Origin of the sequence: Streptomyces sp. AcH 505, assembly GCF_000818175.1 — a bacterium.
Lineage (GTDB): Bacteria > Actinomycetota > Actinomycetes > Streptomycetales > Streptomycetaceae > Streptomyces.
This window is the reverse complement of sequence record NZ_JTIY01000001.1, coordinates 6,090,644-6,101,922: the sequence shown is the minus strand read 5'-3', so window position 1 is coordinate 6,101,922 and position 11,279 is coordinate 6,090,644. Positions and strand designations below refer to the sequence as shown.

9 protein-coding genes are annotated in these 11,279 nt (G+C 72.6%); 4 read left to right on the top strand and 5 right to left on the bottom strand.

Annotated features, from left to right (window positions below; translation table 11 throughout):
- The coding region (locus tag HY68_RS45525; RefSeq protein ID WP_041993602.1) for a substrate-binding domain-containing protein at positions 1–354 on the top strand (354 nt) is incomplete at its 5' end.
- On the opposite strand, the gene HY68_RS27205 is transcribed toward HY68_RS45525, so the two are convergent.
- From HY68_RS27205 to HY68_RS27190, 4 genes are all read right to left on the bottom strand, one after another.
- Positions 355–1,209, bottom strand: a complete 855-nt coding sequence (locus tag HY68_RS27205; RefSeq protein ID WP_041993598.1) for an alpha/beta hydrolase — start codon at positions 1,207–1,209, stop codon at positions 355–357.
- A 341-nt stretch (positions 1,210–1,550) separates the two neighbouring features.
- On the bottom strand, positions 1,551–2,768 hold the full coding sequence (gene glgC / locus HY68_RS27200) for a glucose-1-phosphate adenylyltransferase (protein WP_041993596.1): 1,218 nt from the start codon (positions 2,766–2,768) through the stop codon (positions 1,551–1,553).
- Between the two features lie 34 nt (positions 2,769–2,802).
- The gene (glgA, locus tag HY68_RS27195; RefSeq protein WP_041993594.1) at positions 2,803–3,984 is read right to left on the bottom strand and encodes a glycogen synthase; all 1,182 of its coding nucleotides are present in this window, start codon (positions 3,982–3,984) and stop codon (positions 2,803–2,805) included.
- Between the two features lie 44 nt (positions 3,985–4,028).
- Entirely contained in the window at positions 4,029–4,745 is a 717-nt protein-coding gene (locus tag HY68_RS27190) for a (2Fe-2S)-binding protein (protein WP_041997285.1), read from the bottom strand.
- Positions 4,746–4,902: 157 nt separating this feature from the next.
- On the opposite strand from HY68_RS27190, the gene HY68_RS41100 reads away from it, so the two are divergent.
- Entirely contained in the window at positions 4,903–6,027 is a 1,125-nt protein-coding gene (locus tag HY68_RS41100; RefSeq protein ID WP_107070133.1) for a DMT family transporter, read from the top strand.
- Here HY68_RS41100 and HY68_RS27180 read toward each other — a convergent pair.
- Positions 5,908–7,254: a transglycosylase family protein gene (locus tag HY68_RS27180; protein ID WP_041993590.1), complete on the bottom strand. Its 1,347-nt coding sequence runs from the start codon at positions 7,252–7,254 to the stop codon at positions 5,908–5,910. The genes HY68_RS41100 and HY68_RS27180 overlap by 120 nt on opposite strands.
- A gap of 238 nt (positions 7,255–7,492) precedes the next feature.
- Between HY68_RS27180 and HY68_RS27175 the strand changes: the two genes are divergently transcribed.
- Positions 7,493–9,985, top strand: a complete 2,493-nt coding sequence (locus HY68_RS27175; RefSeq protein WP_041993587.1) for a glycoside hydrolase family 3 C-terminal domain-containing protein — start codon at positions 7,493–7,495, stop codon at positions 9,983–9,985.
- Between the two features lie 16 nt (positions 9,986–10,001).
- Positions 10,002–11,132 (top strand): LacI family DNA-binding transcriptional regulator, encoded by a 1,131-nt coding sequence (locus HY68_RS27170; RefSeq protein ID WP_041993584.1) that lies wholly within the window; start codon positions 10,002–10,004, stop codon positions 11,130–11,132.
- Positions 11,133–11,279: the final 147 nt, after the last annotated feature.

The window sequence follows — 11,279 nt, the reverse complement described above, 5'->3', positions numbered from 1 at the left end:
GCGGACGGCGCGGCGGCGATGGCCCGGCTGCTGGACTCGGGCGAACTGCCCGACGCCGTCTTCGCGTACAACGACCTGATCGCCATCGGCGCGATGCGGGTGCTCTCCGAGCGCGGGCTGCGGATCCCCGAGGACGTCGCCGTGGTGGGCTTCGACGACATCACCGAGGGCCGCTACGGTCTGGTCACGCTGACCACGATCTCCCCGGACAAGCAGACCATCGCGCGGCTCGCCGTGCGCTCGGTCGTGGAGGGGCTGCTCGGCACGGACGAGGGGACGGGGCCCGGCGGCGGGCGGGAGCTGCGCGCCGAGTTCCGGCTGGTGGAGCGGGAGAGCACGCTCGGCAGACGCTGATCAGCCCGCGGTGTGGTCCAGCAGCGCGGGCACGACCACGTCCCAGGTGCGCTCCGGCGGCATCTCGTGGCCGACACCGGGCAGCGGGAGCAGCCGGGCCCCGGGGATCTCGCGGGCCAGGGCCTCGGCGTGGCCGTAGCCGAACAGCGGGTCGACGGTGCCGTGCAGCACCAGGGTGGGCACGGTGATCCCCGGCAGCCGGTCCCGTACCGGGTCGCCGCCGTCGATCAGCCGGTGGTTGAGCGTGCTCGCCGCGATGTCGGCCGTCCGGTCGAGCACCCGGTCGAGGAGCGCGCGCACCCGCGGCTCGTCGAAGGACGCGGGTCCTGCCAGCGCCCGCTGGCTCTCGACCAGGAAGTCGGCGACCGCCGCCCGGTCCGACCAGTCCGCCGGGGGTGCCAGCCGGGAAAGGGCGGCCGCGAGTTCGTCGGAGACCGGCGGCAGACCCTCGCCGCCGGGCCCGGCCGGGCTGGTGGAGATCAGGGTGAGCGAGGCGACCCGTTCCGCGTGCTCGACGGCGACGACCTGGGCCAGGCCGCCGCCCATCGAGACGCCCACGAGGTGGGCCCGCCGAACTCCCAGCTCGTCCAGGAGACCCACGGCGTCGGCGACCAGGTCGCGCCAGGTGTAGCCGGGGGCACCCGGCGGGTAGCTCACCGAGCGCCCGGTGTCACGGAAGTCGTAGCGGACGACGAACCGCCGCCCCGCCGCGAGCCGGGCGCAGAACGCGTCCTCCCACCAGTCCATGGCGGACCCGGCGCCCGCGACGAGCAGGAGCGCCGGATCCGCGGCGTCGCCGAAGGTCTGTAGGCACAGGTCGACGCCGCCCACCTGGACGATCCGCTCGTCGTTCACGGGCCAGGGCCTTTCGTGTGGATCAGGCCGGATCAGGGAGCCTGGGCCGGTGTCGTGGATCGCGAGGCGGAGGAGGGAGGCGACGCGGAGCGTCGCCGACCGACGACAACGCCGCGAGGCGCGGTGCCGGCCCACGCGAGCCCGGCAAGATCCACCCGAGAGACCCTGGGGAGTGTCCGCGAAGTATCGTCGTCCGCCCTTCGGGCGGGGCTCGCGGGGGCTGGTGCGTGCGATCGCAAGGCGCCGATGTGCCCTTGTAGCGGAGCTACTCGGGCAGGTCGGCAACGCCGCGAGCGTGCGTGCCAGGCATCGCGAGCCAGACGAGACTTCGCGGACACGATCTAGGCCACCACTTGGCCCTTGCCGAGCGCGACGATGCCGTTCTTCGACACGGTGTAGAGCGCGGAGTCCCGCTCGGGGTTGACGCCGATGGCGGCGCCGGGCGGTACGTCCACGTTCTTGTCGAGGATCGCGCCGCGCACCACGGCGCCGCGGCCCACCCGTACGTTGTCGTGCAGCACCGACCCCTGCACCACGGCGCCCTCCTCGATCACCACACCGGGTGACAGGACCGAGCGGGTCACCTGGCCCCTGATGACACAGCCGGGGCCGACGATCGAGTCGCTGGCGATGCCGCCCGCGACGAACCGGGCAGGCGGCAGCAGGTCGTTGTGGGTGTAGATGGGCCAGCGTCTGTTGTCGAGGTTGAACATCGGCTGCGGCGAGATGAGGTCCATGTGCGCGTCGTAGTACGTGTCGAGCGTGCCGACGTCGCGCCAGTAGCCGTGCTCCCTCGGGGTCTCCCCCGGCACGTGGTTGTCGCTGAAGTCGTAGACCTGGGCCTGGCCGCGCTCGGTGAGCATCGGCAGGATGGAGCCGCCCATGTCGTGAACCGAGTTCTCGTCCTCGGCGTCCCGGTACAGGGCGTCGACCAGCACCTTGGTCGTGAACAGGTAGTTGCCCATCGAGGCGAAGACATGGCCGGGGTCGCCGGGCAGTCCCGGCGGGTCGGCGGGCTTCTCCAGGAACTGCTCGACCTGCAGGCCGTCGGAGGCCGGGGTGATGATCCCGAACGACGGGGCCTCGGCGCGCGGCACCCGGATCCCGGCGACGGTGACCCCCGCGCCGTTCTCGATGTGCTGGCTCAGCATCTGGCGCGGGTCCATCCGGTACACGTGGTCGGCGCCGAACACCGCGATGTAGTCCGGCCGCTCGTCGTGGACGAGGTTCAGGGACTGCAGGATCGCGTCGGCGCTGCCGAGGTACCAGTGCGGTCCGAGCCGCTGCTGGGCCGGTACGGGGGTGACGTAGTTGCCCAGCAGGCTCGACATCCGCCAGGTCGTGGAGACGTGCCGGTCCAGCGAATGCGACTTGTACTGCGTGAGCACGCAGATACGCATGATGTCGCCGTTCACCAGACTGGACAGCACGAAGTCCACCAGGCGGTACGTGCCGCCGAACGTCACCGCAGGTTTGGCCCGGTCGGCGGTGAGCGGCATCAGGCGTTTGCCCTCGCCGCCCGCCAGTACGATCCCGAGCACGGAAGGTCCACCACGCATCGCCGCTCCCACTGTTCGCGATCCCGTTATGAGGCTATGAGGACTTGAGCAGGTCCTGGTAAACGCCGTACGTACGGCGAGCCACCTGGTCCCAGCCGAATTCCCGCACGGCCCGTTCCCTGCCTGCTGCCCCCATCCGGCCCGCCGACTCCGGATCGTCGAGCACCCGGTTGAAAGCTTCGGTGAGCGCCGACTCGAAAGCCTCGGGCGACTGCTCGTCGTACGGCACCAGCAGTCCCGTACGTCCGTCGTCGACGACCTCGGGAATCCCGCCCACCGCTGAGGCGACCACGGCGGTGCCGCAGGCCATCGCCTCCAGGTTGACGATGCCCAGCGGCTCGTAGACCGAGGGGCAGGCGAAGACGGCGGCGTGGGTGAGGAGCTGGACCACCTCGGGCCGCGGCAGCATCTCCGGGATCCAGAACACCCCGTCGCGCTTGCTGCCCAGCTCACCGACCAGCTCGCGGAACTCCCGCTCGATCTCGGGCGTGTCCGGGGCTCCCGCGCACAGCACCAGCTGGGCGCCGGGGTCCAGCGCGCGGGCGGCGCGCAGCAGATGGGGCACCCCCTTCTGGCGGGTGATACGGCCGACGAACAGCACGTAGGGCCGGTCCTTGTCGATGCCGAACCTGTCGAGGACCGTGGTGCCGTGGTCGGGGCGGTAGAGCGAGGTGTCGATGCCGTTGTGGATGACATGCACCCGGTCGGGATCGAGGGCGGGGTAGCAGCCGAGGATGTCGGCGCGCATCCCGCTGGAGACGGCCACGACCGCGTCGGCCGCCTCGATCGCCGTACGCTCGGCCCAGCCGGAGAGCGCGTAGCCGCCGCCGAGCTGCTCGGCCTTCCAGGGCCGCAGCGGCTCCAGCGAGTGCGCGGTCACCACGTGCGGGATGCCGTAGAGCAGTTTGGCGACATGGCCGGCGAGGTTGGCGTACCAGGTGTGCGAATGGACCAGCTCGCGCCCTTCGACGGCCGCCGCCATCGCGAGGTCCACCGAGAAGGTGCGCAGCGCGTCGTTGGCCCCGTCGAGGGACGCGGCCGCGCGGTGCCGCGTCACGCCGGGCGCCTCGGCGGCCGGCACCGTGTCGCCCGAGCCCCAGCAGTGCACCTGGAGATCGGTGAGGGCGCGCAGTTCGCGGGCCAGGAACTCCACATGGACGCCGGCCCCGCCGTACACGTCCGGCGGGTACTCCCGTGTGAGCAGCCCGACCTTCACGCCATGCCCCCGTCGTCGTCCAGTGATCGTCAGCCCTGCCATGGTCACCCGGAAACGTCCTGTACGGAAGAGTGTGCGGGTGGCTGGTTGAAGACACAGTCGCCGCAGAGGCCGCCGCCGGGGCAGCGGTAGTAGAGACAGCAGCTCCGCCGCCGGAACCCGCCGTCCTCGCTCCAGGTGCCCGTCGTACGCAGATCGGGGTGGTCGAAGAGGGCGGCTCCGTAGGTGGCCGCCAGCGCGGCGGCGTCGGGCCGGCCGGCCTTGGCCGCCCAGCCCGTGAGTTCCCGTACGGCCCCGGCGAGGGCGGATCCGGCGTTGCCCCACAGCAGCCGCGCGGCGACCGGCCCGTCGCGGCGTACCGCTGCGGCGAGTGGTTCGAGATGGCCGAACTGGACGGTTTCACGCACGGTTTCCGGGCCGGCGGGCAGCGCGGGCCCCGCGTCGAGCCACAGGTCGTCCGGCGAGGTCAGCCGGGGGTCCCAGTACAGCGAGCGGGCGTCGAGGTCGGGCACGGCGCCGGTCAGCACAGCGCTGCCGAGGGCGACCGACCAGAGCCGGGCGGCGAGGCCGAGCTGGGTCACCGAAGCGGCGACCCTGCGCTCGGGTGCCCGCAGCCGCGCCGCCACCCGGTCGATCCGCAGGGCGAGCGGCGCCGTGTCGCCTCCGTACACCCGGGCCAGTGGAATGTGCGCGCCTTCGCGGGGTGGCTCGGTGCGCAGCGCGAAGAAGCCGCCCACCGTGGCGACCAGCGCCAGGTCCACCGGATCGGTCCTGTCCACGCCACTCCACTCCGCCTCGCGCGCCGGACGACCATCTCTGGGGGGACGCCCGGTCCCATCCTGTACTACGACGGCAGTACGACCGATTGACCTCTTCAGGACGACGCAGAATCCGTATCGACAAGAGATCGTGGAAGACATGAGTGCCTTTGCGCTGAGCGTGCTTCTCTCGCTGGTCTCCGCGGTCGCCTATGCGGCCGGGGCGATCCTCCAGGAGCGCGTCGCCGCCGACACCCCGGCCCGCCCTTACGCACCCCTGCATCACGGCGTGTGGTGGGCCGCCGTGGGCCTGAACGGGGTCGGCGCGCTGCTGCACGTGGTGGCGCTCGCCTACGGGCCGCTCAGTCTGGTCCAGCCGCTCGGCGCGCTGACCATCGTGTTCGCGCTGCCGATGGCCGCGCTGTTCGTGGGCCGCAAGGCCGGCCACACCGCCTGGCGCGGCGCGCTCATGGCGACGGTCGGCCTGGCGGGGCTGCTCGCCCTGACGGAGGGCAGCGACTCGCACTCCCTGGACGGCGGACAGCGGCTGATGCTGGCGCTCGTGACCTTCGGCGCCGTGGCCGTGGTCTTCGTCGCGGCGCAGGTCGTGAACCGCCCGGCGGTACGCAGCGTGCTGCTGGCGGCGGCCGCCGGTGTGGCGTTCGGGATCGCTTCCGTCTTCACCAAGACCGTCGCCGAGGACTGGCGTTCGACGGCGGCCGGCGTGCAGGTGCCGAGCCTGGCGGCCATCGCCGTGCTCGCGGCTGCCGGGCTGCTGCTCTCGCAGGCCTCCTACCGGGGGGCGGGACTCGCCGCGCCACTGGCCGTGGTAACCGTGATCAACCCCGTGGTGGCGGCGGCCGTCGGGATCACCCTGTTCGGCGAGGGGTTCCGGTACGGAGTGACGGGCACGGTGCTGGCGCTGGGCTCCGGGGTGGTCGCCGCGGGCGGGCTGATCCTGCTCACCACGGACCGGATCGGCGCCTCGCGGGGTTCGGCGTCCCGGTCGTCGTCAGAGGACCGGCCGCCCCGTGCGGTCGGCCCGCCTCCCGACGGGGCCACCGGTCCCGCCGTGCGCACCGAGACGCGTCAGGACCGTGCCGGCTCGGAGCGGGACGCTTCAGACCTTGACGGTGCGGACCTTGACGGTTCAGAGCTTGACGGTTCAGAACTTGACGCCGTGGGAGCGCAGGAACGACAGGGGGTCGATGTCGCTTCCGTAGCCGGGCCCCGTACGCATCTCGAAGTGGAGATGCGGTCCCGTCACGTTGCCAGTGGCTCCTGACCTGGCGATCCGCTGGCCCTCGCTCACCCGCTGTCCGTCGCGCACGTTGAGCGCCGACAGATGCGCGTACTGGCTGTACTTCCCGTCGGGATGCCGGATCACGACCTGGTAGCCGTACGACTCGGCCCAGCCGGCCGAGACGACCTCGCCCGCGCCGACCGCCTTCACGGAGGTGCCGGTGGGGACCAGGAAGTCCACACCCGTGTGATAGCCGCTGGACCAGGACCCGCCCGATTTGTGGTACGGCGTGCCGATCGAGGCGTGCACCGGGGCGGTGAACCCGCTCGACTTCGCCTTCGGCTTCTCCGTGTGCGCGGCGGGCTTGGGCGTGGCCTTCTGCGCCGGCTTCTCCGCCGCCTTCGACTTCTGAACGCTCTTGGGCTGCTCGGCCGCCTTGTGCTGCTCCGACGCCTTGGGCTTCGTCGTCGGGACCGGCTCGGCCCTGTCCTTCGACTTGGCCTTCGGGGCGGCGGGCTTCCCGTCCGCCGGGACGCGCAGCACGAGCCGCTGCCCGGGGAAGATCAGGTCGGGGTCGCTGCCGACGACGCCGCGGTTCTCCTCGTAGAGCCGCTGCCAGCCGCCGAGCACCTGCTCGTCGACGGCGATCTCGGAGAGCGAGTCGCCGCGGGCCACGGTGTAGCCCTCGCGATGGGTCGGCACATGCGTGGGCGACGCGGTCTTCTTCGGCTCGGCCTTGGGCTCGGCCTCGCTCTTCGGTTCGGCCGCCGCCTTCGGCCTGGTCTCGCTCTTCGGCCTGGACCGGGGCTTGGCCGCGCTCTTGTTCCCGATCTGGCCCTTCTCGCCGCCCTGGGCCTTCTGGCCGCCGGTCGAGATGTCCGGCGCGTCTCCCCCACGGGTCAGCCCCGCGCGGACCGAGCAGGCGGGCCACGCCCCGGGGCCCTGCCCCTTGAGCACCTTCTCCGCGACGGCGATCTGCTGGTCCTTCGTGGCGAGATCGGCGCGCGCCGCGTAGGCACGGCCGCCGTACGCCTCCCAGGTGGACTGGGTGAACTGGAGGCCGCCGTAGTAGCCGTTACCGGTGTTGATGTGCCAGTTGTTGGTCGACTCGCATGCGGCGACCTTCTCCCACACGTCGACCGGCGCGGCGTGCGCGGCGACCGCGCCGATGAGGGGAAGCGCCATTCCGGCGCCGCCCGCCGTGACGGTCAGCGACGCGCGGTTGATACGGCTCGGCTGATATCTGCGGTGCCGACCGGTTACGGCCATGAGTTCACTCCCCCAACTGACAGGTAGGACATGTCGCAATCGGCCAACTTAGGCGCGGCGCACGGACCGTGACAAGGGCTCACTCTCCGTCTGGCTCTTTCTCGCCACTCGGCCCGTCATGTCCGGCATCCGGCCGCCCGCCCGTCCCTGCCGCCATTGACAGCGCCCGCCCGGTCCGGGGAGTCTGGGCCAAGCGAGCCGGAGAGCGCTCTCCGAGGGGTGGGAGAAGGGGTTGGGTATGACTGACGAAGAGATCGACCATCTGCTGGAGAAACTGGACCTCGCGCAGAAGGTGCGCCTGCTGACCGGCGCGAGCAACTGGCGGACCCACGCCGAGCCGGCCGTCGGACTGCGACCTCTCGCCTTCTCCGACGGCCCCGCGGGGGTGCGCGGCGACGCCTGGGACGAGCGGGACACCTCCCTCGTCCTGCCCTCGCCGACGGCGGTCGGCGCGGCCTGGGACGACGAACTGGCCACCGCGCTCGGTGCGCTGCTGGCCGCCGAAGCGCGGCGCAAAAGCATCGACGTGCTGCTGGCGCCGACGCTCAATCTGCACCGCTCGCCGCTCGGCGGGCGGCACTTCGAATGCTTCTCCGAGGACCCGCTGCTGACCGGGCGCATCGGCGCCGCGCTCATCAGGGGCATCCAGTCCGGCGGCGTGGCGGCCACCCCGAAGCACTTCGTGGCCAACGACTCGGAGACCGACCGACTCACGGTCGACGTCCAGGTCGACGAACGGACCCTGCGCGAGGTGTACTTGGCGCCCTTCGAGGCGGCCGTCGAAGCCGGCACCTGGGCCGTGATGTCCTCGTACAACCAGGTCAACGGCGTGACGATGGCGGCAGGGCCGCTGCTGCGGCGGCCGCTCAAGAGCGAGTGGGGCTTCGCGGGGCCCGTGGTCTCCGACTGGGGCGCCGTGCGCTCCCTGCTCGACACGGCGCGCTCCGCACAGGACTTGGCGATGGGCGGCCCCGACAGTCCCTGGTCCGCCGGACTGCTCGACGCGGCCAGGAAGGGACTCGTCCCGCCCGAGGCCGTCGACGACAAGGTGCGCAGACTGCTGCGGCTCGCCGACCGGGTGGGCGCCCTGGCCCCTGGCCGGAACGAGCCCCCGCTGGTATGGCATCCGGTCAGCGCGCCGTCCGACCAGCGCGCGCTGCTGCGCCGCGCGGTGGCCGCCGGGTCCGTACTGCTGCGCAACGAAGGCGAGTTGCTGCCGCTCGACCCGGCGGCGCTGCGCTCGGTCGCCGTCATCGGGCCGCATGCCACGGCCGTCCGTATCCAGGGCGGCGGCAGCGCCGAGGTGTTCCCCGAGTCGGTCGTCTCTCCGCTGGAGGGCATCGTGCACGCGCTGCGCGACACGGCCGAGGTGATCCATACGCCGGGACTGCCGGCCGGCCGGCTGCCCAGGCCGCTGGAGCGGTCGGTCGTACGGGACCCGCGCGACGGTGAACCGGGCGTCCTCGTACGGCTGCTGGACGAGGCGGGCGGCGAACTCCACGCAGAGCACCGGCTGTCGGGACGGATCGTGGAACCCGCCCTGGTGCCGCCCGGTTCCCGCACCGTCGAGATCCGGGCGCTGCTGCGGCCCGACGAGAGCGGCAGTTGGACCTTCGCCGTCGGCGGCTGGGGGCTGATCTCGCTGTCGGTGGCGGGCGAGACGCTGCTCACCGGGACCTTCCCGCTGGACACCGACGATCCGACCCGGGTCCATGTGGCGCCGCCCTACCGCTGCGCGAGCGCCGAACTGACCGCGGGGGACGAGGTGGAGGTGGTCGCCCGGCGGCGGCTGGACCCCGGCTCGGGGGTGGCCACGATCCTGGCGGCTGCCCGGCCCGCCGGTGACGCGGCGCAGGCACTGGCCGCCGCCACGGCAGCCGCCAGGGCCGCCGATGTCGCCGTGGTCGTCGTCGGTACGACGGAGGAGAGCGAGTCCGAGGGGCGCGACCGCGAGACGCTCGCCCTGCCGGACGGCCAGGACGAGCTGATCCGGGCCGTGGTCGAGGCCAACGAACGCACGGTGGTGATCGTCAACTCCGGTGGGCCCGTGCTGCTCCCCGAGGGCGTCCCGGCACCGGCCCTGCTGCTCGCCTGGTTCCCCGGTCAGGAGGCGGGGCACGGTCTCGCCGACGTGCTGTTCGGACGGGCCGAGCCGGGCGGGAGGCTGCCCACCACCTGGCCGGCCGCCCAGCGCGACGTGCCGGTGCTCCGCACGGAGCCCGAGCAGGGCCGGCTCAGCTACCGGGAAGGCCCGCACATCGGGTACGCGGCCTGGCTGCGCGCCGGCACCCCGCCCGCCCACTGGTTCGGTCACGGGCTCGGGTACACGAACTGGTCGTACGAGTCGATGGAGACGCCGGCGGCGGTGGCCGAGGGGAACGGGTTCGAGGTGCGGGTGACGCTGCGCAACACCGGGCGGCGGCGCGGACGCGAGGTCGTACAGCTCTATCTGGCCAGACCCGACTCGGTTGTCGAGCGGCCGATGCGGCGGCTCGTGGGCTACGCGGCGGTGAGCGCCGAGCCCGGCGAGGAGGCCGTCGCCGTCGTACACGTGCCGGCCAGGGCGCTGGCCCACTGGTCGGCGGAGCGGCATCGCTGGGAGAGCGAGCCGGGCGAGTTCCTTCTGCTCGGGGGCCGTTCGGCCGGGGACCTGCCGCTCACCGGCGTGGTGACCGCTTCGGCGCCGTTGCCGCTGTCACCAGGGGCGACCACGGAGAGCGCTCTCCTCTAATGCTATAAATGCGGTCATGACGGAAGACGTGCGCTCGACCGGCGCACCCACCCTGGAGGATGTGGCGCGGACGGCAGGTGTCTCCCGCGCCACGGTCTCGCGTGTCATCAACGGTGTCCGGAATGTCGACCCGACGATAGCGGACGCGGTGCGCAAGGCCGTGGCCAGCACCGGGTACACACCCAACCGGGCGGCCCGTTCCCTGGTGACCCGGCGGGCCGACACGATCGCGCTGGTCGTCTCTGGTGCGGGGGCCGATCCCGATCCGGACGACCCCACGGGTGGCAGCAGCATCTACCGGGACAGCGAGGGGAGCGACGCGGATCTGGGCGCGCCGGACGGCGGCAGCGACTCGTTCACCGCCGAGGTCTTCTCCGACCCGTTCTTCGGCCGGGTGGTGACCGGGGTCGTCAACTACCTGCGGCCGCGCGGGATGTTCCCCGTGCTGATGTTCGCCGAGACGGCGCGCGCCCGGGAGGAGATCGTCTCGTATATGCGCCAGGGCAGCGCCGACGGCGCTCTCGTCGTGTCGACGCACGCCGAGGACCCGCTGCCCGCCATGATCACCGAGGCGGGGCTGCCCGCCGTGCTGTACGCGCGTCCCGCCAGGCCGGTGCGGATCAGCTACGTCGACCTCGCGCACCAGGACGGTTCGCGGATCGCCGCCGAACATCTGGTCAAGCGCGGCTGCCGCAGGATCGCCACCATCACGGGCCCGCTCGACGTGCCCGCGGGTCAGGACAGGCTCGCCGGGTTCCGCTCCACGATGACGCGCCAGGGCCATCCGTACATCCCGATCGCCGAGGGCCGGTTCACCCAGGAGAGCGGCGAGGCCGCCATGGAGCGGCTGCTGGCCGAACACCCCGACCTGGACGGCGTGTTCGCCGCCAACGATCTGATGGCCGTGGGCGCCTGCCATGTGCTGCGCGAGCACGGCAAGCGGGTGCCGGAGGATGTCGCGGTGATCGGCTTCGACGACAGCAGCGCCGCTGCCGCCTGCCGGCCGCCGCTGACGACGGTGCGCCAGCCCGTGGAGGACATGGCGGCGGAGATGGGACGGCTGCTGCTCGACCGGCTCGCCCGCCCCGACCGGCCTGTCACGTCGGTGATATTCGAACCCACCCTGGTGGTACGGCAGTCGGCCTAGGGCACCGTCGGGGGTCAGCCGGGGATCGGTTCGCCCGACGCCTCCCCCGCGGGCGCGGGAGCGCGCCGCCAGCGCCTCGGTACGCCCACGGCGCCGCTCTGCGGGACGCTCTCGTCCGGCGTACGGGGGCGGCTGCCGCCCCGCGCC